General features: G+C 68.0%; 20 protein-coding genes, 1 pseudogene and 1 riboswitch. Of the genes and pseudogenes, 4 read left to right on the top strand and 17 right to left on the bottom strand.

The features are described 5' to 3' along the window. Positions 1 to 48: 48 nt before the first annotated feature. Complete coding sequence (locus tag AN216_RS02190; RefSeq protein ID WP_070194841.1) at positions 49 to 522, bottom strand: ATP-binding protein; 474 nt, start codon at positions 520 to 522, stop codon at positions 49 to 51. Between the two features lie 159 nt (positions 523 to 681). On the opposite strand from AN216_RS02190, the gene AN216_RS02185 reads away from it, so the two are divergent. Together AN216_RS02185 and AN216_RS02180 are read left to right on the top strand one after the other, a co-directional pair. Further along, complete coding sequence (locus tag AN216_RS02185) at positions 682 to 1,539, top strand: helix-turn-helix domain-containing protein (RefSeq protein ID WP_070194881.1); 858 nt, start codon at positions 682 to 684, stop codon at positions 1,537 to 1,539. Next, the gene (locus tag AN216_RS02180; protein ID WP_070194840.1) at positions 1,536 to 1,727 is read left to right on the top strand and encodes a DUF397 domain-containing protein; all 192 of its coding nucleotides are present in this window, start codon (positions 1,536 to 1,538) and stop codon (positions 1,725 to 1,727) included. Before AN216_RS02185 ends, AN216_RS02180 begins: the two co-directional genes overlap by 4 nt. A 38-nt stretch (positions 1,728 to 1,765) precedes the next feature. On the opposite strand, the pseudogene AN216_RS02175 reads toward AN216_RS02180, so the two are convergent. Next, a pseudogene (locus AN216_RS02175) lies at positions 1,766 to 2,826 on the bottom strand (FecCD family ABC transporter permease). After that, positions 2,823 to 3,857: an ABC transporter substrate-binding protein gene (locus AN216_RS02170; protein ID WP_070194880.1), complete on the bottom strand. Its 1,035-nt coding sequence runs from the start codon at positions 3,855 to 3,857 to the stop codon at positions 2,823 to 2,825. The pseudogene AN216_RS02175 and the gene AN216_RS02170 overlap by 4 nt, the downstream one beginning before the upstream one ends. A 45-nt stretch (positions 3,858 to 3,902) precedes the next feature. Next, positions 3,903 to 4,088, bottom strand: a riboswitch (cobalamin riboswitch). A gap of 327 nt (positions 4,089 to 4,415) precedes the next feature. Here AN216_RS02170 and AN216_RS02165 point away from each other — a divergent pair. After that, complete coding sequence (locus AN216_RS02165; protein WP_338059225.1) at positions 4,416 to 5,345, top strand: SDR family oxidoreductase; 930 nt, start codon at positions 4,416 to 4,418, stop codon at positions 5,343 to 5,345. 189 nt (positions 5,346 to 5,534) lie between these two features. On the opposite strand, the gene AN216_RS02160 is transcribed toward AN216_RS02165, so the two are convergent. From AN216_RS02160 to AN216_RS02150, 3 genes are read right to left on the bottom strand one after another with little or no spacing between them, the layout of a single operon-like run. After that, entirely contained in the window at positions 5,535 to 7,691 is a 2,157-nt protein-coding gene (locus AN216_RS02160; protein ID WP_070194838.1) for a xanthine dehydrogenase family protein molybdopterin-binding subunit, read from the bottom strand. Further along, entirely contained in the window at positions 7,688 to 8,680 is a 993-nt protein-coding gene (locus AN216_RS02155) for an FAD binding domain-containing protein (RefSeq protein ID WP_070194837.1), read from the bottom strand. The genes AN216_RS02160 and AN216_RS02155 overlap by 4 nt, the downstream gene beginning before the upstream one ends. Continuing rightward, positions 8,677 to 9,261: a (2Fe-2S)-binding protein gene (locus tag AN216_RS02150; RefSeq protein ID WP_070194813.1), complete on the bottom strand. Its 585-nt coding sequence runs from the start codon at positions 9,259 to 9,261 to the stop codon at positions 8,677 to 8,679. The genes AN216_RS02155 and AN216_RS02150 overlap by 4 nt, the downstream gene beginning before the upstream one ends. Positions 9,262 to 9,543: 282 nt before the next feature. Here AN216_RS02150 and AN216_RS02145 point away from each other — a divergent pair, with 282 nt between their 5' ends. Continuing rightward, a complete protein-coding gene (locus tag AN216_RS02145; RefSeq protein ID WP_070194812.1) occupies positions 9,544 to 10,122 on the top strand; it encodes a TetR/AcrR family transcriptional regulator in 579 nt (192 codons plus the stop codon). A gap of 223 nt (positions 10,123 to 10,345) precedes the next feature. Here the strand turns inward: AN216_RS02145 and AN216_RS02140 are convergent, their stop codons facing one another. From AN216_RS02140 to AN216_RS02090, 11 genes are all read right to left on the bottom strand, one after another. Beyond that, on the bottom strand, positions 10,346 to 11,953 hold the full coding sequence (locus AN216_RS02140; RefSeq protein WP_170843003.1) for an acyl-CoA synthetase: 1,608 nt from the start codon (positions 11,951 to 11,953) through the stop codon (positions 10,346 to 10,348). 116 nt (positions 11,954 to 12,069) lie between these two features. Continuing rightward, positions 12,070 to 13,155, bottom strand: coding sequence for an alpha/beta hydrolase family protein (locus AN216_RS02135; protein WP_070194835.1), 1,086 nt, complete (start codon positions 13,153 to 13,155; stop codon positions 12,070 to 12,072). Continuing rightward, entirely contained in the window at positions 13,152 to 13,658 is a 507-nt protein-coding gene (locus AN216_RS02130) for a flavin reductase family protein (RefSeq protein WP_070194834.1), read from the bottom strand. Before AN216_RS02130 ends, AN216_RS02135 begins: the two co-directional genes overlap by 4 nt. A 25-nt stretch (positions 13,659 to 13,683) precedes the next feature. After that, positions 13,684 to 14,169 carry an SRPBCC family protein gene (locus AN216_RS02125; protein ID WP_070194833.1) on the bottom strand — a complete coding sequence of 162 codons (486 nt, stop codon included), beginning with the start codon at positions 14,167 to 14,169 and terminating at the stop codon, positions 13,684 to 13,686. Between the two features lie 71 nt (positions 14,170 to 14,240). Then, a complete protein-coding gene (locus AN216_RS02120; protein WP_079166144.1) occupies positions 14,241 to 15,632 on the bottom strand; it encodes an NAD(P)/FAD-dependent oxidoreductase in 1,392 nt (463 codons plus the stop codon). Positions 15,633 to 15,645: 13 nt separating this feature from the next. Then, positions 15,646 to 16,134: a hypothetical protein gene (locus tag AN216_RS02115; protein ID WP_070194831.1), complete on the bottom strand. Its 489-nt coding sequence runs from the start codon at positions 16,132 to 16,134 to the stop codon at positions 15,646 to 15,648. Between the two features lie 23 nt (positions 16,135 to 16,157). Beyond that, a complete protein-coding gene (locus AN216_RS02110; protein ID WP_070194830.1) occupies positions 16,158 to 17,765 on the bottom strand; it encodes an aldehyde dehydrogenase family protein in 1,608 nt (535 codons plus the stop codon). Beyond that, on the bottom strand, positions 17,762 to 18,304 hold the full coding sequence (locus tag AN216_RS02105; protein WP_070194829.1) for a type II toxin-antitoxin system RatA family toxin: 543 nt from the start codon (positions 18,302 to 18,304) through the stop codon (positions 17,762 to 17,764). The genes AN216_RS02110 and AN216_RS02105 overlap by 4 nt, the downstream gene beginning before the upstream one ends. A gap of 51 nt (positions 18,305 to 18,355) precedes the next feature. Continuing rightward, positions 18,356 to 19,651, bottom strand: coding sequence for an aspartate aminotransferase family protein (locus tag AN216_RS02100; RefSeq protein WP_070194828.1), 1,296 nt, complete (start codon positions 19,649 to 19,651; stop codon positions 18,356 to 18,358). A gap of 102 nt (positions 19,652 to 19,753) precedes the next feature. Beyond that, positions 19,754 to 20,884: an acyl-CoA dehydrogenase family protein gene (locus AN216_RS02095; RefSeq protein ID WP_070194827.1), complete on the bottom strand. Its 1,131-nt coding sequence runs from the start codon at positions 20,882 to 20,884 to the stop codon at positions 19,754 to 19,756. Next, complete coding sequence (locus tag AN216_RS02090) at positions 20,881 to 21,588, bottom strand: maleylpyruvate isomerase family mycothiol-dependent enzyme (protein WP_070194826.1); 708 nt, start codon at positions 21,586 to 21,588, stop codon at positions 20,881 to 20,883. Before AN216_RS02090 ends, AN216_RS02095 begins: the two co-directional genes overlap by 4 nt. Positions 21,589 to 21,601 lie beyond the last annotated feature (13 nt).

Here is a 21,601-nt window from a genome sequence, read left to right as displayed (position 1 = left end):
ATTCCCTCAGCGGCCGGACTGACACGGGCGGGCGCCGAACCGGCCCACTCACCGAGCCGACTCCTGCTCCTCCGATGGTGCTTCCGTCCCGAACTCCGCCCAGACTGTCTTGCCGGCGCCCTTCAGCGGTCGCACACCCCAGCGTGTCGCGAGCGCGTCCACCAGCAGGAGGCCGCGCCCGTGCTCCTCGACCGGCGTGTGACCCGGTCCGGCGGGCCGGACGGACTGAGCGGTCGAGTGGGTGTCGGACACCTCGACACGGACGACTCCGGTTCCGCTGTCATGGGTCAGTCGGAGCGTGAAGTCCCGTCCCGGTGCCGCATCGTGCAACACGGCGTTGGACACCAGCTCGGTGACGACCAGTGCGGCGTCGTCGTGGGCGGCCGTCCCGCGCGGGATCTCCCACTCGACGAACTGCTGTACGGCCAGCAGTCGTGCGAGCCGTGCGCCGCGTCGGGTCGCGGACAAGCGCTGCACGAACGTGAGGAGCGGGGTGGGGCTTTGGGTGTCGGGTGTGATCATGCGGGTCAGACTTCATCCCCGGTGCTCGGGCGGACAGGACCGGCACCGATACATATCCCGCTGTATCGCCTCGCCCACTGGATTGGGTCGGTGGCGAGTCGTAACGATGAGTGGCTCGCGGTGGTTACGCAGGGACAGGGCACGGAGAGGCGGGATTCGATGGGCGCGGACACGATCGGCACGACCGGGTGCGGCAGCGGCGGCGAGCCCGAACCGTCGGACAGCCTCAGGACCTTCGGCGCGGTTCTGAAGGCTCTGCGGGACGAGTCGCGGCTCACCCAGGAGGAGTTCGCGCCCAGGGTGCGCTACTCGGCGGCGTACATCGCGAAGATCGAACAGGGCAAGCGCTTCCCGCCCCGTGACCTCATCGACCGTGCCGAGGACGTCCTCGGACCACTCGCCGCCCGTGTGCTGGCCGCGGCGGCGCGCAGCCTCACGCGCAAGGTGGGTCTCGCCTCATGGTTCCAGCAGTGGGCCGCGATCGAGGAGGAGGCGGTGTCGTTGTACGCGTACGAATCCAGTGTTGTCCCTGGCCTGTTGCAGCCCGAACAGTACATCCGGGAGATCTTTGAGCGCCGGCTTCCGCCTCTGACGGAGGAGCAGTTCGAGAGCCAGGTGGCAGCCCGTCGCGCCAGGCAGCAGCTCCTAGAGGAACGGCCCAACACCACCTTCTGCTTTCTCATCGAAGAGGGGTTGCTCCAACGACGTTTTGGAGGTGTGGAAGTAACCGACGTCCTGCTCAGCCATCTACTCGAGCAGGGTGCTCGCCGCAACGTGGAGATTCAGGTTATGCCACAGCAACAGGAGGACCACTCTGGATTCGAAGGGCCGATGTATCTCGCGGAAACCTCGGACAATCGCTGGGTCGGCTACGTCGAAGCGCACGACACAAGCATGCTGATCAGGGACCCGAAATCGACGAGTGCGATGCTCCAACGCTATGGCAAGATGCGCTCACAGGCACTGAGCAGGCAAGTCACCATGAGCTTGTTGAAGCAGATGCGAGGAGCGCTATGAGCACCACGGAACTGGTCTGGATCAAGAGCAGCTACAGCGGCGGTGGCGGCGGCAACTGCGTGGAGGTCGCGGTCGGTTCGGGGGCCGTGCTGGTGCGGGACTCCAAGGATGTGGCGCGCCGACCGCTGACCGTCTCCTCCGAAGCGTGGTCGGCCTTCGCCGCGCACTCCGCGCGCTCCAGCTGCTGATCCCCGGCGTCGGGCGTTCGTACGTAATCCGGTCAACGTCACGTCCCCCTCGTCCGGTACAGGACCAGCACGAACGCCGGAACGCCGATCAGCGAGGTCACCACACCCACCGGCACTTCCTGCGGGTCGAGAACGGTACGGGCCAGGGTGTCGGCCCATACGAGGAACACCGCTCCGGTGACCGCGGTGACGGGCAGCAGCCGGGCGTGCCCTGGACCGACGAGGGCGCGAGCGGCGTGCGGCAGGACGAGGCCGACGAAGCCGATCGCGCCGGCCACGCTGACCAGCGCGGCCGTTAGCAGCGCGGTCACACACAGCAGTACCAGCCGGGTCCGGCCCACCGAGACTCCAAGGGTGGCTGCCGCGTTCTGACCGAAGGCGAAGGCGTCCAGGGCGCGCGCGTATCCGAGACAAACCATCAGTGCGAAGGCCAGCACGGCCAGGCACAGCCACACGTCGGTCCATCCTGCCCCGCTGAGCGATCCCAGCAGCCAGAACAGCACCCCCCGAGTGGTCTCCGCGTCACCTGACGTCATGACCACGAACGAGGTGAGAGCGGAGAACAGTTGCATCGCGGCGACCCCGGACAGCACCACCCGGTCCGTCGCCCGCCGAGCGTGTGGCTGAGCAGCAGCACCAGCGCGAACGAACCGACCGCGCCCACGAACGCGCCCCCGGAAAGCGACACGACACCGCCCCCGGCGCCGAGGACGACCACCACAACGGCGCCCGTCGACGCCCCGGACGAGACTCCCAGGACGAAGGGGTCGGCAAGGGGGTTGCGCAGCAGTGACTGCATCACGGCTCCGCACACGGCGAGTCCGGCCCCGCACACCGCGGCGAGCAGGGTGCGTGGCATCCGCAGGTTCCACACGATGCCGTCACGGATCGGGGTCAGTTCCGTCGTGCCCCAGCCCAGGTGGGCCGCGACGGCGGACCAGACCTCGCCGACCTTGATATCCGCGGGACCAAGGGTGACGGACACGGCGACGGACGTGGCCAGCACCGCGAGCCCGGCGCCGAGCCCCGCCACGGTACGCAGCGCTCCGACCGCCACCCGGAGCAGGCGGACCTCGGAGGACCGCAACACGGTGGTCATCCGTCGAACCCGTACGAGCGCAGCGCCGCGGCCACCTTCTCCACACCCTCGACCGTGCGGATAGTCGGGTTCATGGCCTGCCCGCTGAGTCGTACGTACCGCTTCTTCCGCACCGCCTCCATGTGCCTGGTCACTCGGTTGGACTCCAGGAACGCGATCTTCTGCGCCGCCGTCTCGGCGGTCTGCGACTCGCGGGTGAGGTCGCCGAGGACGATTACCTCGGGGTTGCGGTTGGCGACCGTCTCCCAGTTGATCTGGGGCCACTCCTGGGTGTCGTCGTCGAAGACGTTCTTCGCTCCGAGCGTGTTGGTGATGATCCCCGGCGCGCCGCAACAGCCGGCCATGAAGGGGGAATCCCGGTTCGCGAACCAGTACAGGACCGTGGCGCCCTCGGCGTCGGTCGCGGCCTTGGCCTTCGTCACCCGGCCCCTCAGCTGGCTGACCAGCTTCTCACCGCGCTTCTCCACTCCGAAGATCCGTGCCAGTTCCCGCACTTCGCGATAGACGGTGTCCATGGTCAGCGGCTTCGTTCGGGAGCCGTCACCGGAGCCGCTGTTGTCCTTGCCCTCACAGTCGGCCGGCGAGAGGTAGGTCGGAACGCCGACTTCCTCGAACTTCTCCCGGGGGGCCACCCCACCCTTGCTCAGTGTGGAAGCAAACGAGGAGGCGACGAAGTCCGGTTCGGTGCCCAGGACCTTCTCGAAGGACGGGGCGTTGTCGGCGATCCTGGGGACCTTCGCGTTGGCCTTCTCCAGGTGTTTCGTGACCGGGTCGGTCCAGGTCGCGGTCCCCACCATGCGGTCGGCCAGGCCGAGGGAGAGCATGATCTCGGTAGTGCCCTGATTCAGGGACATGGCCCGCTTCGGAGGTCCCTTGACCGTCACTTCCTGTCCACGGTTGTCGAGCGTGACGCCCTGGGACGTGGAGCCGTCGGACTTCCCGGAAGTGCTGGTACTGGACCCACACGCGGTGAGAAGCAGCGCCCCGGTCAGCAGCAGTACGGAACAGCGGGCAGCAGGTGACACGTGCATGGTGGCGAGTTTCCTGGCGTCGGGGCCCATGCGCGGGGCCCGTGCGGACGATCGGTCGCCAGCAGGTCTTCGGACTCGGGATCATCCCTGCGGGACGCCTTCCCAGACCCGGCCGTGACCGTCGTCCAGTGGCTGCTGCCCCGCCGTCACCCTCACCGCTGCGCGTCAGTTCCGGACTCTCACCGGATTCCCTGACCCTGCACACGTACGACCGTGGGCACGGGTTCGACTGGCTGGCTGAAGCTACCACAGGATTCCCGACCCCGGACGAGGCGCCCGCAGGTCAAGTGCCGTACCTCACTGATCGACGCAGGGTCCTGGGGCCCCGCCGGCGGTGCGGGCCAAGCTCTCCGTGGTCGTACGGACGGGTCCGGGAGTTTCCGCAGGTCCGCGCGGCACAGCCGCTGGTTCGGTCCCTGTCATAACACCTGCGGTCTCGTGAGCCCGACCAGGCGGAGCCGGAACTCCGGTAACGCTTGGGGCGGGTCGAGAGGTTACGGAAGCAGCGTGGGGAAGTTTGACGCAGATTGCGCCTGACGCGCGACGCATGGACACGAGATGAAGGGCTCAGGTAATTTCCTGGTGGCATTTAACAAACTATTGGTGACGGAGGACGGAATGCCTCGTACGTATCTCGTGACAGGTTCGGCATCCGGCATAGGAAAGGCAATCTTGCTCCGCTTGAGAGATGAGGGATATCGAGTGATCGGTGTTGATCTCAAGGATGCTGATATCTGTGTGGATATTTCTCTGCCGGAGGGACGCAAAGAGCTCACCGAGCGGGCCGGGGAGTTGACTGACGGCCGACTCGACGCGGTCATTGCGTGCGCCGGCGTACGCGAATTCTCTCCCCGCACGGTTCAGGTGAACTACTTCGGTACGGTCGCGACGCTTGAGGGACTCCGTCCGATGTTGGCTCTGGGGGAAAACCCGCGAGCGGTCGCGGTGTCATCCATGGCCTGCATTCACGATTACGATTCAGGCGTCGTGAAATCCTGCCTCGCCGAGGATGAGGGGGCTGCGGTCGCTGCCTCCGAGAAGGTTCCCAACGAGGATGTGACCCTCCTTTACGGGTCGTCAAAGGTCGCGCTCTCGAAATGGATTCGGCGAACGGCTATCTCGCAAGAGTGGGCTGGTTATGGGATTCCTCTCAACGCCATCGCACCGGGTATCGTGGTCACTCCGATGGCACAGCCCTTGTTCGATGACCCAGCAGCCCGCGAAGTCCTCGAGCACTGTCCGATGCCGCTTTCCGGTTTCGCAGAGCCGGAGCAGGTCGCCTCACTTCTCGCGTGGCTCACCTCACCAGAGAACACGCACCTCACCGGTCAGATCCTGTTCATCGACGGCGGTGCTGAAGTCAGCTGGCAGCCTGACGCGTTGACTTGGGCATCTGCCGGTGAGCCTCGGCACCGTACTTTCCTGCGCCGTCTGCACGGGCGGTTGGGAAGGATCGGTCAGCTTGCGACCCCGTCGAAACGCCGGTGACGTTCAGCAGGGGGAAGTTCGACAGCGAGCGCTGAACCAGCAGGCTGGGCGAGCCCCGGGTCCCCCATACCCCGGGGCTCCCGTGCAGCGGTAGCCCCGGGGTCCGGTCCAGACGAACGTGGCGGCTCCGGCGCCGATGTGTCGCGGGGTGTCACCACCCCGTGTGGCCGAACCGGCTCAGCGGTACGGTCAGGCTTCCCGCCCATCCGCCGCGGACAGGACGCGGTCCGGCCGGATCGGGAGGTCCCGGTGGCGTACACCCGTCGCGTGCCACACGGCGTTGGCGACCGCCGCGGCGGCGCCCACGATGCCCACCTCGCCGATGCCCTTGATGCCGACCGGGTCGTCCGGGTCCGGGTCGTCCACCCAGTGGGCCTCCATGCTCGGCACGTCGGCGTGGGAGGCGATGTGATAGCCGGCGAGGTCGCCGCCGACGAGGCCGCCGGTGTTCTCGTCCCGCGTCGCCTCCTCATGCAGCGCCATGGACAGACCCCAGGTCATCCCGCCGAGGAACTGGCTGCGTGCGGTGAGCGGGTTCACGATACGGCCTGCCGCGAAGACGCCGAGCATGCGCCGCACGCGGACCTCGCCGCTGCCGGTGTCCACGGCGACCTCGGCGAACTGCGCGCCGAAGGAGTGCCGTTCCTTCGCGCTGAGGCCGCCGATCGCCTCGGTGGTGTCCGACCGTACGGTGATCCCCTCGGGCGGGATGTCGGCGTTCAGCGCGAGGCGCTCCCGCAGCTCTCCGGCCGCGGCCGTGACAGCCCACGCCCAGGAGCGGGTGCCCATCGAACCGCCGGCGATCATCGCGGGCCCGAAGTCGCTGTCCGCGATGCGCACCCGGACCCGTTCCGGCGGCACCTCGAGCGCGTCCGCGGTGACCAGGGTGAGGGCCGTACGGGCGCCCGTACCGATGTCCGCGGCGGCGATCCGGGTGGTGAAGCTGCCGTCCGGCTCCGCGGTCAGCGCGGCCGTGGAGGGCACGGCGCCGGACGGGAAGGAAGCTCCCGCCGTGCCCGTGCCGAGCAGCCAGCGCCCCTCGCGACGCGTGCCGGGACGCGGGTCCCGTTCCGCCCAACCGAACTGCTCGGCGCCCTCCCGGAAGCAGGCGAGCAGATTGCGGCTGCCGAACGGCAGCCCGGACACCGGCCCCCGCTCCGGCTCGTTGCGCACGCGCAGCTCGATCGGGTCGATACCGCAGCGCTCGGCCAGCTCGTCCAAGGCCGACTCCAGGGCGAACGAGCCGGGCGCCTCGCCCGGAGCGCGCATGAAGGTCGGCGTCGGCACGTCGAGTGGTACGGCCCGGTTGGCCGTACGGTGCGCTTCGGCGTCGTACATCACCCGGGTCGCCCCGGCGCTCGGCTCGACGAAGGTGTCCATGGTCGACGTCTGGTTCAGGGAGTCGTGTTCCAGCGCGCGCAGTCGCCCGTCCGTGCCGGCGCCGAGCCGGAGGCGTTGCGCCGTGGGGCTGCGGTAGCCCCCGAGGGCGAAGGTCTGGCGGCGGGTCAGCACGACGCGGACCGGGCGCTCCAGAGCGCTCGCGGCCATCACGGCGGCGACCTGGTGGGCCCGGACCCGCTTGCTGCCGAACCCGCCGCCGACGTGCTCCGAACGCACCCGCACCGAGGCCGGGTCGAGCGAGAACAGCTGGGTGAGTTCGCCCGCGACCCAGGTGGTGCCCTGGTTGGAGTCGACGACGTCGAGCCGGCCGTCCTCCCAACGCGCCGTCACGGCGTGTGGCTCCATGGTGGTGTGGTGCTCTTCGGGGGTGGTGTATTCCTCGTCCACCACGACCGGCGAGGCGGCGAGTTCCGCCGCCATGTCGCCCTTGTCCGTCACGTCCGCCTCATCTCCCGCCGTCGGGAGGTTCGTACGGTCGTCCCGGTGGTCACTCCGGAAGGCGACGTCGTGCGTTTCCCGCTCGTAGTGCACCACGAGCGATTCGGCGGCCTCCCTGGCCTGTTCGGACGTCTCGGCGACGACCAGTGCCACCGGCCACCCCACGTGCGGCACCCGGTCGTGCTGGAAGAGGAGAGCGCTCGGGTCCGGCGGCACCCCGATCATGCTGGTGAAGTCGCCCTCGACGCGCGGCGCGTTGCCGTGGTGCAGTACGGTGAGCACGCCCGGCATAGCCAGCACGGTCGTGTCGTCCACGGAGCGGATGCGGCCCCGCGCGATGGTGGACAACACCAGCCAGCCGTGGGCGAGTTCGGTGAAGGGGATCTCGCCCGCGTAGCGCGCCGTGCCGGTGACCTTGTCGCGGCCCTCCACTCGGGTGTGCGCGGTCCCGACCGCGCCCGGGGCCGTCGTGGAGCCCGCGGCGGTGCCAGGCGTGGTGGTGGTCATCGGGCGGCCTCCTCGGTGAGTTCGGTGAGCACGCTCACCATGAGATTGCGGATCAGCTTCACCTTGTACGCGTTGTCGGGCAACGGCTCGGCCGCCGCCAACTCGGCGTCCGCGGCAGCGGCGAAGCTCGCCTCCCCGGCCGGCGCACCGCTCAGTACGGCCTCGGCCGCCCTGGCCCGCCACGGCCGGGACGCGACCGCGCCGAGCGCCACCCGTACGTCCCGTACGACACCGTCCTGGACGTCGAGCGCGGCGGCGACCGAGCCGATGGCGAAGGCGTACGAGGCACGCTCGCGCACCTTGCGGTAACGGGAGCGGGCGGCGACCGGGGCGGCCGGCAGCGTGACGCCGGTGATCAACGCGCCGGACGGCAGGGCGGTCTCCCGGTGCGGGGTGTCGGCCACCGGGAGGTAGAACTCCTCCAGCGGCAACTCGCCCAAGCCGTCGGCCGTCTCGTACGAGACGACGGCGTCGAAGGCAGCCAGCGCGACACCCATGTCAGAGGGATGCACGGCCACGCAGTGCTCGGAGGCGCCGAGGATGGCGTGGTTGTGGTGCGCGCCCTCACGGGCGGGGCAACCGCTGCCGGGCACACGCTTGTTGCAGGGGCTGGCGACGTCGGTGAAGTAGCCGCAGCGGGTGCGTTGCAGCAGGTTGCCGCCGACCGTGGCCATGTTGCGCAGCTGACCGGAGGCCCCGGCCAACAGCGCCTGTGTCAGCGCCGGGTAGCGGCGGCGTACGTCGGGGTGGGCGGCGAGGTCGCTGTTGCTCACGGTCGCGCCGATGCGCAGGCCGCCGTCCTCCGTCGACTCCACCTGGTCGAGGGGGAGTTCGCGGACGTCCACGAGCCGGTCCGGGCGCTCCACGCCCGTCTTCATCAGGTCGACGAGATTGGTGCCGCCGCCGAGGAACCGGGCGTTCGGATCGGCGTTGAGCAGCGCGACCGCGCCCGGGACGTCGTTGGCGCGCTGGTAGTCGAACTCCCTCATACCCTTGCCTCCGTGTCCCTCGCCTCGACGCCGCTCGCGTTGGCGGCCTTCGTCTCGGTCCCGGCGGCCTGGGAGACCGCCCGTACGATCGACACGTACGCGCCGCAGCGGCACAGGTTGCCGCTCATCCGTTCCCGTATCTCTTCGTCGGACAGGGGTGGAGGTGCCGCTTCCGGTCGTACGTCCCCGGTGACGGCACTGGGCCAGCCCGCCTCGTGCTCCGCGAGCATGGCCACGGCCGAACAGATCTGCCCGGGCGTGCAGTAGCCGCACTGGTAGCCATCCCGTTCGAGGAACGCCTGCTGGACCGGGTGCAGTTGCTCCCCGTCCGCCACGCCCTCGATCGTGGTGATCTCCCGGCCCTCGGCGGCCACCGCGAGTTGCAGGCAGGAGACCGTACGACGCCCGTCGAGCAGGACCGTGCAGGCGCCGCACTGGCCGTGGTCGCAGCCCTTCTTGGAGCCGGTCATGTCGAGTCGCTCGCGCAACGCGTCGAGCAGGGTGGTGCGGTGGTCGACGGTCAGGGTGTGCGTCTCGCCGTTGATGCGCAGAGTGACGGCGCTGGACGACGATGGGGCCATGGTCAGCCTTCTTTCGGTATCCGGACACGTCGGAACCGGCCCGCGGCACGGCGTGGACCGGGTGCGGTCGAGTGAGGGCGGTCGGGCACGGGCGGAGAATGCCGTGTGTGGCGTGGATGGGCCGGAGGAGTGCAGGATGCGGGCAGGGAACGTCGGTGGGACGGCCACCGGTTGCCGAGGTCGGCCGCGCCCGTCGCCAGGACGGCAAACCTAATCGGACAACTGTCCGCTTAGCAAGGACGAGTTTCGGCCAGCAGCTCGGAGGTCCGGAGGAGGAGACGAGTGCGGGAGAAGAGGGAGACGCCGCTGCGCTCGGACGCCAGACGGAACCGGGAGCGCATCCTCGCGGTGGCCCTGGTCGAACTCACTCGCTCCGCGGACACCCCACTGAGCGTCATCGCGAGGAAGGCGGGAGTCGGACAGGGCACGCTCTACCGCAACTTCCCCAGCCGCGAAGCGCTCGTACTGGAGATCTACCGGCACGAGATGCGGCAGGTCGCCGACAGCGCGGTGCAACTGCTGAACGACAGGGAGCCCGAGCGGGCGCTGCGCGAGTGGATGGACCACCTCGCACGGTTCGCGATGACCAAGGCGGGGCTCGCGGAAGCCATCCGCCAGGCCACCAGCACCTCCGGGAACCTGCGGAAGCCGGCGAACACGCCGGTGACCTCCGCGGCCGAACTCCTCCTCCGGGCCAACGAGGAGGCCGGCACCATCCGCCCCGGAGTGACCTGGGACGACTTCCTGCTGGCGATCTCCGGTCTCTGGCAGATCGACCCGCACAGCGACTGGCAGCCGCGCGTTACCCGGCTGCTGGACCTCATCATGGACGGGCTGCGCGCGGGCGCCCCGGGGCGGTGAGGTCGACCGGCCGCGGGCCCGCCGCGGCCCCCCGGGCAGGGGGACCGCCCGCGGCAGTGCCCTCGGGGGGCGTACCCTCCGTACGGCAGGGATCGAGGGCGGCGAAGCGACCACCGGGCAACCTGGCGTGAGTCGCGAACCTGCGCCCGCAGCTGGCCGGCGGCGCTTTGACCGAGGATTCACCCGCGTTCGCTCACGGTTTCCCTGGGGTGATGGGGGCTGGTCAGGTCGTCCTCTCACGTGGCCCGTGGCGGTCCGCGGGTCGCTCGCTGCCGGGTCTCCCACTCTCGTGCGGAGCTGCTGTTGCGTAGCGTTCGGTCAAGGGCCGTTTCACCAGCTTGCCGGTGGTGGTGCGGGGTAGTGACGCCACGAAGTCGACGGACTTGGGTGCCTTGAAGTGCGCGATACGCTCGCGTACGTAGGAGATGATCTCCGAGGCGAGTGAGTCGGAGGGAGCCCAGCCCTCGAGGAGTTGGACGACGGCCTTCACCTGTTGTCCCGTATCCGGGTCCGGGACGCCGATGACGGCGACGTCGTGCACCGCGGGGTGGAGCGCGAGCACGTTCTCGGTTTCCTGCGGGTAGATGTTCGTCCCACCGGAGATGATCGTGAACGCCTCGCGATCGGTGAGGAATAGGTACCCTTCCTCGTCGACGTATCCGAGATCACCGACAGTGGTCCAGGCCGGGTGCCGCGGGTGCCGCGAAGCGGCGGACTTCTCCGGATCGTTGTGGTAGCTGAACGGCACCTCGTCGCGGGCGAAGTACACCCTGCCGACTTCGCCCACCGGGACTTCAGAGCCGTCCTCGTCGCAGATCCGCACGTCTCCGAGGAGGGACCTGCCGACCGAGCCTGGTCGTCCAAGCCACTCCGGTGTGGATATGAACGTGAGGCCATTCCCCTCCGTGGAGCTGTAGTACTCCACGAGAATCGGTCCCAGCCAGTCGATCATCGCTCGCTTGACCTCCGGTGGGCAGGGGGCCGCTGCGTGTACCGCGAACCGCAGCGTGCTCAGGTCCGCCCGCTCGCGGACCTCGGCCGGCAGCCGCAGCATGCGCACGAAGTGAGTCGGCACCATCTGGAGGACCGTGACGCCGTATCGCTGGATGGCGTCGAGCGACTCCTGGGCGGAGAACTTCTCCATCAGGATGACCGTGCCACCGTGACTGTGGGCAACACCACACCACCGCAGCGGGGCAGCGTGGTAGAGGGGTGCCGGGGACAGGTACACATCCTCGGCGGTGAGCTCCAGTAACTGCCCGGCGACAGCTGTCAGCGCGTCCCCGGGCTGGTCCACCTCGAAGTCCGGCAGCGGCGGTTTCACTCCCTTGGGCCGGCCGGTTGTCCCGGAGGAGTAGAGCATGTCGGCCCCGCGTGGTTGACGTGACGGAGGGACCGGAGCGGTCGCGTCGAGTAGGGAGCGATAGGAACGGTACCCCTCGACACCGTGGTCGAAGGCGTAGCGATGTCGGACGCCAGGGGTCCTGGACACCAGCTTCCGGGCGAGCCCGGCTACCCCGGCCGAGACGACGAGGACGGTCGCGCCACAGTCGTTGACGACGTGGGCGGCCTCCTCAAGGGCCAACTGGTGATTGACCACGGTGATGTACAGCCCGGACCGCAAAGCCGCCCAATAGACCTCGAAGGCCTCGGGGACATTATCGGAGAGGAGCGCCACGACATCCCCCTGACGCAGACCTGCTTGGCGCAGGGCCGTCGCCAGGCGTGCCGAGCGCTCGTCGAGTTCGGCGTAGGTGAGGACGCGGCCTGACCGCGCCATCACCACGGCGGGCTTCTCCGGAGTGGTGACGGCGTACATTCCCGGATACAAGAGCAGGCTCCTTCGTGGAGGGCGGTTGTACGGGGCCGCGGACTCCGGGCTGTGGACCGGAGGCCGGGTTGCCCGACACGCTGGTGCGTGGTGCGTGGTGCGTGGTGCGTGGTGCGTTAGGGAGCGGTGGCGGACCAGGAACCCCGCGTTCGCTCGGACGTCTCCGCTCGACGTCTGCGGGGCTCCGTCACGGGGGCGCCGACTGGGGCCGGAAGTTGGGCTCGCCACCACCGGTCCAGCTTCTTCTCCATCCGGCGCTGCGCTGACAGCTGTTCGACCGTGGGTTCCCAAGGAGCCACGCGAGGCTTCCCAGTCGCTGCGTCGCGCGTCGTCCGTCCCGATATGGCCCAGTGGACACGGATCAGTTCCCCCAGGACCTGCCGGGTTTGTGCGTGGTTGAGTTCGTGGCCGGCTTCGTCAAGGACGCAGCTTCGGGCGTGCGGCACCGACTGAAAGACGGTTCGTACGTCCGTAGCGCAGATCCAGGCATCCCGTTCGCCGTGAAATCCCAAGAAACGAGTGGAGTCGGCGCTTCGGAGATCGTGGATGGTGCCGCTGATACCTGCCCAGTCGTCCAGGACCAAGCTCCCGACGCCGTCGAGTCTGATCTCGTGCCCGAACAGGGTGCGCACCCCGTCCGTATCGTGCAGCGTCCCGTCTCGAAACTGTGCCACCAGATCAGTGCCGCGGAGCAGCGCGGTGAGCGTGGCGCGGGTGTCGACGACGCCGCAGAGAGTGCCGACGAGGCGAAACAAGTCCGGGTGCAGGGCCGCCGCGCGGAGTGCGGCCCGCCCGGTGACGCTGGCCGCCAAGGCGCTGACCCGTTCGGAGGCGAATCTGCTGCGTGCCCACAGGGCGACATCGCACAGGTCTTCGCAGGCCCGGGTCAGGGTGAAGTCGAGGATGTCGCCGTCGCTCAGCCCCACCGAGTTGGTGAGATCGAAGCGTATGACGGTGAAGCCGTTCAGGAGCAGTTGGAGCCCGGACAGCACGGTCCATTGCCGTGTCCGGCCCAGACCGGCCACCACCACGACCACCTGCGGTGCGCCGTCACCGCCTGGGTAGTCCCCCCGCCGAGTCCGGGACACCGTGCCGCGAAGCGTCGCGCCGTGCCGGTTCAGCAACGAGAACGGTTCCGTGGTCGATGCGAAGGGGCCGTCGAACACGGCCCACCCTTCTCGGGGCACACCCTTCGTGCTCATGGGTTCCCCGTGACCAGTCGCCATCCCAGGCTCCTGCGGAGATAGATCAGCGGCGTGCCCTCCTGCGACTCGATGCGCTTCACCTCCGCCACGACCAGACTGTGGTCGTGGTGTCCGAAGACCGCGACCGGTAGGCAGAGCAGATACGCGAGCGTGCCGGGCAACCGCGGCACGGACCCGTCCCACGACCAGTCGAGTCCGCTGAACTTGTCGACAGCGCGGCTGCTGAACACTTCCGCGATCCGTCGCTGCCGGGCGGTGAGCAGGTGCACCCCGATGGAGTCCGCCTCGACGATGGGCGAATGGGAGCGAGCAGTCATACGCACGTTGAAGCACACGCTGGGAGGAAGACTGCTGAACGACGTGAGTGAGGTAACCGTGAGCCCGGTCGGGATTCCCGCTCCGCTGGCGGTGACGACCGCGACCCCGGCGGCGTGTCCGCTCATCACTTGTTGGAAATCCGTGGTCGCGGTGTGGTCCGTCGGGAAGCTCGGGGCAGCCATGGGAGGAGACTGCGCACTCGTGTTCTCAGCCTTTCCTGAACGCATCATCGGCACCGTTTCCCTGGGTTTCGTGAACTGTGTCGTCGGCGATGGGTCCGCCGCGTTCCGCGAGATCCTTCAGCTCGCGCAGGTGCTGACGAAACTGCCGCGTGGCGAAACGCGCCATGGCCTCGCCCGACCAGCCGCTGAATCGGATCCGCGCGCGCACTTCGGTTCCGCCCTCGGTCGGTACACAGGTGAAGGCACCCTCCATGCTGATCGGGCCGCTTGTGGTGCGAAAACCCCAACTCCTCGGCGCTGCGTGCTTGGTGATCTCGTATTCGGTGATGACGGAGCGGCCCATGACGTGTCGGACCTCTCGTCCCTGACTTCCGACACCGCCGTCGCCGGAGACGATTCCGTCACTCGTCAGATCCTTCTGCCACAGTGGATGCCGATCGGGCCGCGCGATGAGTTCGAATACCTCAGGCGCGGGAACCGCGACGTGCTCGGTCACCTCGGTTGTCGCCATGTCTCCACCTCTCAGCCGTCGGGTTCTCGGTGGCGGCCGTGAGCCGCCACCGAACGAAGGCCGCCTCGTGGTTACCGGACCGCGCCGGTTTCCCGTTCCGAACCGATCTCGCGTGCTTGCTCGTTCCGCTGCCGCTCATAGCGAGGTCGGATGCCCGCCCAACGCCGTGCGGCCTCGGTGCGGACCAACTGACCCGCCTCGCGCAGCGTCGTGTCGACGGGGACCTCGCCCTTACGCAGCTGTGCCGCGATCACCAGCGCGAACCGGTACGGGGCGATGAATCGTCGAACGCCGTAGCGTCTCCCGAGCACTTCCTGCAGCCGAAGCTTCAGCCGTGGTGATGCCGCTATTCGCGCGAAGAAGCTTCCATACAGCGGGGAGGTGACCCCCGCCTTGCCCATGTCTCGGGAGAGCCAGTACATGGGTGCTGCGTCCCGGTCCTTCGAGCGCCACCAGCCACGCGTCGCGCTGTCCAGCGAGCGGTCGGACCCCCAGCCGTGTGATACCCGTGCCGTGAGCTGCTCGGCGTGCCGCAGGGCGTCACAGATGCCCTGCCCCGTGACGACGTCTTTGACGTGACTGGCATCCCCCAGCAGAACCCAACCTGGCCCCGCGCTCTCCCGAAAGAAGCATGCGTAGCGCAACACCATATTGGCCGCTCCCTCGGGCGTGGCGTCCGCGAGCAGGTCCCCCCATTCGTGGTTGCCCTGTCCCCAGGGCCGTGCCCTGCGGAGGAACATCCGCTCGATCTCTCCCGGTGCTCGATACGCCGCAGTTTCCTTGAGCGCTGGCTGTACGGAGAGCATGACGCGGCCCTGATCACAGGGTGCGGCGAGCAGCAGGTCGCTGCCTCGGCGGCAGAAGAAGAACTCCGGCGGGGCGGGCAGGTCCTGGAAGTACCGCCACACCGCCCCGCGTTCGTTCCCGCTCCGGTTGTACTTTCGCGCCCCCACCAGTCGGCCCACCGTCGAACTGCGCCCGTCAGCACCCACCACCAGCCGGCAGGAGACGGTGAGATGCCGACCGTACGGGTCCTCGTAGCGCAGGCCGCGCACGCGTCCGTCGTGGTCGGTGCGAAGCAGGCCGGTCACCTTGCGCTCGAGGCGCACGTCGGCACCGGCCTGGCGCGCCGTGTCCAGCAGCAGCTCATCCAGCGTCGTGCGGCGTACGGACAGCCACGGCTGTTCGGGGTGGCCGACGGACAGGTCGCAATCGTCCATCCACAGCGTGGAGCGCGGCATAGGAGGCGAACCGGTGGCGAGCACCCTCTTCAGGACGCCGAGCCGCTGCAGGCAGTCGAGGTCCTGAATGGTGTGCGTGGACAGGGTGTCGCTGGGGAGTTTCGCTCGTTCCAGGAGGAGTACGGACAGTCCGGCGCGAGCGAGGTGGGTCGCGGCCGAGGAGCCCGCCACCCGCCCTCCCACGATCGCCACATCGAAGTATTCCGTGGTCACTTCGTGCACGTCGGCGCCCTTCTCAGCGCCGCGTCGCCGGGGCGCTCGCCGCCGGTCCCCGCGGTGGTGAGGTGGGCGTCTCCCGTTCGTGGCGGCGGGAGACGGCCAGCGCGACCAGAGCGATCACCACGGTGATGAACAGGGTACCGGCCTGCGGAACCGTGTCCCAGAAGCCCGACATCCGCCAGTTCACCATGTGGTAGATCATGTGCGGAAACGCGGCCACCGCGTTGGCCATGCATATGCCCTGGACGTAGTCGGGCGTCAGTCGGCGTGCGGCATGGTAGGTCGCGACTGTCAATCCGAGGTACAGCGCTCCGGCGTCCCGTGTCAGGTGCTCGCTGTAGGCACCCATCTCCTGTAGCCAGCTCGCGCCGAGGAAGAACTCCTCGTAGAAGTACCGGGGGAAGAACAACGCGTGGACGCCTATCACCAAACCCTCCAGGATGAGGAAGGTGAGGCACAGTCGGATGATCAGTGGGCGATTCGGCGAGTGGGTCGGGTTGGGCATGCTGGTCGTCCCCTCTCTCGTTGTTACGTCTGGCGGCTGGTGGGCTCAGCACTCAGCCCGTAGACGGACCTCCGAGGGTCCTCGCCGGTCGCGATACTGATCCCCTGCAGGTGGGTGGTGCTGAGGACGGGGAGGTTGGCCTCTCCGAAGGGGCCGCCGGAGAGCCCGGTGCCGCCGTGCGCGGGCAGCGGCGCGACGGTGCCGATGTGGGAGTCGTTGACCTTGAGTAGCCCGCCGACGGACACCTCGGTACAGAATCGGTCGATGACGTGCTCGTCCCGCGCCCAGAGCGAGTTCCGCAACCCGTAGCGGTTGCCGTTCAGAAAGTCCACGATGGCGCTGAGGAGTTTCTGGTCGTCCCCAGTATCCTCCGGCACGACGATCGGCAGGAGTGGGAAGAACGTCTCCTCACGTACCACGGGCATGCTGTCAGCGAGTTCCAGCCCGTTGACGCGCAGTACGGTCGGTTCGATGAAGGACCCAGCCTCGTCCTGCTCTCCATCGAGGTCGCAGCGGTGCCCGCCGACCAGGACGCGCGCACCCGCCTGCACTGCCGTGGTGAGGAAATCGAAGTACCGCTCGGACTTCATCACAGGACTGAGCCAAGCGGCCTCGTCAGCCGGCCGGGTGGGCCGGATCGCCGCTACCTCGTCACGCAACCGGGAAAGGAGCTCGTCGGCGACCGCGGGATGGACGATTCCGAACTTGGGAACAAGGCAGACCTGTCCGGAGCCGATGAAGCTCTCGGTGAGGGCGCGAGCGGCGTGTTTCAGGTCGGTGTCCCGCCACACCACCAGTCCGTCGTTGCCCGCGAGTTCCAAGACGGGCTTGGTTTCCTTGGCCATGCATTCCTGGGCGATGGCGAGACCGCGAGTGCTGTCTCCGAAGTAGAAGACGTCGTCCACAAGCGGGCTGTCGATCCAGTGTCGCAGTGTCAGCGCGGTGGGGGCCGTGACGATGTTGAGGGTGCCGGGTGGTGCCCCCATCCTGTCCAGCAGGGGCACGACGAGTTCGCGAAAGAGGAAGTGGACACCTGTGGGGCAGCCCTGAGGAGCCCGCAGCACCAGGGTGTTGCCCGCGGCGAGAACACAGACGCCGACCGCGCTGTTCGTCGTCGCGGCGTTCTGTGGCGGATTGAGGCCCACGACCCCGTCCGGTTTGCGTACGAGTGTGAGGTGACGTCGCGGGGTGTCGACCTCCTGTACGAGCTGTTGCCGGTAGAAGTCGATGGCCTCCTGGCCCGTGGAGTCCAGGATGCTCGTCGCTTCGATCTCGGCGAACCTGCGCGGATGCCCTTCAGCGATCAGCAGTTCGATGAACTCCTCGATCCGGCCAGACAATTCCTGGTGAAAGCTGCTGAGCAGGTCGAGTCGCTGCTCGAGAGGCACCGCCGCCCAAGCCGGCTTTGCGTTGTGCGCGGCCCGGGTCGCCGCCTCCAACTGCTCGGGGCCCGCTGTCGCGCAGCGGGAGAGGATCTCGTCATCCGGCAGCACCTCGCCACCCTTGTCGAGTCGGCGCTTCAGGGAGACTGCGGTGAGGACGTCGTCGAGCATCAGGCTTGCGTGGACGGCGTGCACCGCACCTGTCCCGTCCAGGTCCCTGCCGCCTATGTAGAGCCGGTAGTCCCTCATGGCGCCACCGCCCCCTGCCGCTCCGCGGAAGCCGTCGGCGCGGCGTAATCGAGAACGGTGTAGGTGGGGTGGACGGATTCGTCCGGCTGTTCGTCCGCCGGGAAGGAGACGGCAGGCCCGAGCAACCCGATCAGGATGAGCTCGAAGTTCTCCTTCAGTACGCGTGCGGCGATCGGTTCGACGATGGACTCGATGCTGCTGACACCGAAGTCGAAGGTGCTCTCCATGAGAATGTCGCAGCCGCCCTCGGTCGGTATCACTCGGTAGCGGCCGGTCAGGACGTCGAAGTCGCCCTCGTCCTGGTCGAAGCTGAGGGTGAGGCGGGCCCGATCGATGTGGTCCTTCTCGGACCAGTTGAGAATGCCCTTGCGGAAGAGCACGGACCAGCGGCTGTTGAAGTCGTCGTCAGAGGTGCGGTCGATCTCGATGGTCCGGACGGGATCTACCAACTCCGGATACTTCTCGAAGTCGATGATCTTCTCGAACGCGTCGCTCGGATCTCCGCCGGGAAAGCGAGCGAGCAGCCTGGCATGACGCATGGGTGCCTCCGGGAGGTGGTACGTGCGGGGAACGCTGGGTGGACGGCGCGCTTAACCACCCGTGGGGAAGAGGCCCGCCAGGTGCTCTGCCGTGGCCCTCACGGCGCTGAACAACCAGTCGAGATCGGCCTCGCTGAGACAGGCCGGCGGGGTGATGCGGATGACGCTGGACGCGTTCAGCGAATGATTCGTGACGACGCCGCGGTCCAACAGTTCGAACAGGAACTCTCCTGCGAACTCGCCTGACTTGAACTCGAGGGCGAAGAGCAGACCCGTCCCTCGTACTTCCTCGACCAGGTGTGGGCATACCTCGTCGAATATCTCGCGTAGCCCGTCCAGGATGATCGGGCCGAGTTCCGCCGCTCGCTCAGGAACTCGCTGTTCGACGATGGCGTGCGCGGCTGCCTCGGCGGCCGCCATGGCCACCGGCGCGCATGAGAACGTCGAGGAATGCAGCAGCGGGTCGCGATTGATGAGCGCGTACGCCTCCGGCGTGGCGACGGCCGCTGCCACCGGTACCACTCCGCCGCTCAGTCCCTTGCCGACGAGCATGATGTCGGGAGCGACGTCTCCGCAGGCCCAGAGTTGTCCGCAGCGGCCCATACCCGTAAGGATCTCGTCGAAGATGAGGGTCGCGTCGTACTCGTCGCACGCCTCACGCACCTCGCGCAGATAGCCGTCCGGCGGGAGGATGACCCCGCCCTCACCTTGCACCGGTTCCATGATGACGCAGCACTCACCGGGGGCGGCGACCAACTCGCCGCGGAGTGCGTCGATGTCGCCGAACGGCACATGACTGCGGTCGGGCAGTAGAGGCTCAAACGGCGTCTGGTATATCTCCCGCGCGGTCACACTCAGAGCGCCCATCGTCTTGCCGTGGAATCCGTTGATGGTGGAGATGAGGCGCCGCTTGCCGAGTCCACGTGCCATCTTGATGGCTGCTTCCGTGGCCTCGCTTCCCGAGGGGACGAAGTGCACGTACTCCAAGCCCGGGTGCGTGAGATCCGCGACCGCTTTGGCCGCACGGGCGGCCACCGGTTCCAACAGCACTCGGGTGGCGAGGGGATGTGTTGTCACCTGACGGACCACGGCCGAGGTGACGGAAGGATTCCGGTGCCCGAGGATAAAGACGCCGTATCCACCGCACTCCAGGTAACGCCGTCCATCATGGCCGAACAGATAGGCCCCCTCACTGGCCACTTCGCTGTGGCCGCCAAGCATTTCGGCGACTGCGGCCCGACCTTTGTTGAGGTGGGCCCGGGACGTTTTGACGACTTCGTGAAAGTCGAATCCGGAAGCGTCGGTTCGGGCGGAGGGGTTCTGCGGTGGGGCAGTGTCGATGGTCATCGTGCGGTCCTCTCACTTCATCGGTGTGTGTCCTCGAAAGGCGTGGAAGGGAGCACAGAGCTGAGGAGGGAGCGGAGTTGAGGGGAGGATGGCGCGACCCACTCAGGTGACGTTGATCTGGTCGCCCTTGATGTAGTCGGCGAAGGAATCGATCGTGCCGGTACGGTTCGGTGGGTGCAGAGCCAACGCGTGAGCTGAGGCCAGGAGACAGGCCACATCCGGAGAGGAGACGAACTCCACTCCACCGAGCAGCTCGACGCAGGAGGACGCCGCCCGGGCGAGCGCGTCCTGGATAGCGAACCGGCCGATCAGGCAATGGGCGAACGCCTCGGTGTCGTGCTCGGTCGCTTCCTGGGCTCGGGCCATGCCCTCCAGCTGAAGCGCGGCCCCCTCGACCTCACAGAGCAGTCGGACCTGTTCCGCCTTCGGAACCCGTTGGTGGGCGAAGACCCGCTCAGCTAGAGCGCTCACGGCACCCACGTAGCTCGCCGTGATGAGCAGTTCGAACCAGAGGAAGCTGTAAAGCGTCAGCTTGTCCAGTTGGTGACCAAAGCCGACGGTCGTCTCGATGACGAGGTCGCTGTGGACGAATACCTCGTCGATCACCACCTCCTCACTCTCGGCACCAGCCAGCGCCCAGGAGTTCCAGAACGGTTTCACGTGGACGCCCGGAGACTCGGTGGGGATGAGCGCGACAGCCATCACAGGAGTGTCGTCAGGCCCCTCGATAGCTATTCCGGCGGTGATCAGGTCCATCGAGCGGGACAAGCTGCACGGCTTCTTACGGCCACTGACGAGATAGCCGTCTTGGACCGGCGTCGCCCGCATACCCGGACTCAGGATTGGCTGTCCCGGCCGGCCTTCGGCGAACGCGGAGGAGACCAGGCGGTGGTCACGGGCCACCGCCTCCAGAAGCAACCACTCGAAGCCCGTGCTCTCCTCACCGAGCGAGACGATCGAGGCCATGCTGAAGTGATGCATCGTCGTCGCCACCGCCAGACTCGGTGATCGGGCGCCAATCGCCCGCTGCACGCGCACCGCGTCGACCGCGTTCGCGGCAGAGCCGCCGAACTCGGTGGGAATGAGCAATCCCGGGCCGGGTGAGTCGCGAAACAGTCCGATGGCCGGGCTCTCCTGGCTTTCCAGGACATGCAGGGGCAGCTCGGCGAGGGCCTTGTCGAGATGCGGAATGTACCGCTGGAGCGTCTGGCGCTCCCGCTCAAGGAACTTCATCCCACACCTCCGGCGTCGCGCTCGGCGGGTTTCAGCCGTGGTCGCGAGGCGGCTCCGTCAGCCTCGGCTGCCAGCCGTCGCCGTAGTAACTCGGCTCCCTCACCGCGCAGATCACGGGCGGCGTCCGCACGGCCGCACACCGCCATCACCAGGGCTTCCGCTGGACCACATACCTCGGCGCCGATCCCCGTACGGAAGGGCACGTCGTCCGCAGCGAGGCGCAGACCGCGCATTCGGGCCCCGCTGCCCACTCGTGCGCTGAGTCGCTTCAGCGAGTGGAGCGCGGCGAGCAGGCGAGCCTCCGGGATGTCCCGGGGCTGGCCCAGCGGGCGACGGATGTCCTGGTGGTGCACCAGGTGGTCGGTGAACAGCTCGGCCCGCCGTACGAGGGCTGTTGGCCCCTTTGGTCGTCCGGTGGTGCCGCGTCGGAAGGCGGCGAGGATCTCGGTGGGGCTGTGTGTCGCGGCGAACCGGCGAGCCATCACCTCCGACGTCTTCTCGACGGAGCCCCCGCAGCGGACGAGCGTCGCCAGGTAGCCCGCCAGCGAGGCACCGTGGCCCGCTGCCATGTGAGCCACCACCTCCTGCACGCGCCAACCCGCGCACAGGGACGCACTGCGCCACGTCGTATCGGGTAGTTCTTCCAGGAAGCTGGCGAGATCCCGGCTCTCCTCTAGCATCAGCCTCAGATAGTCGAACTTCACTTACACCTCCGGA

The organism is Streptomyces oceani (assembly GCF_001751245.1).
In the GTDB taxonomy this organism is placed as follows: domain Bacteria; phylum Actinomycetota; class Actinomycetes; order Streptomycetales; family Streptomycetaceae; genus Streptomyces; species Streptomyces oceani.
This window is presented reverse-complemented; position numbering and strand designations above follow the sequence as displayed.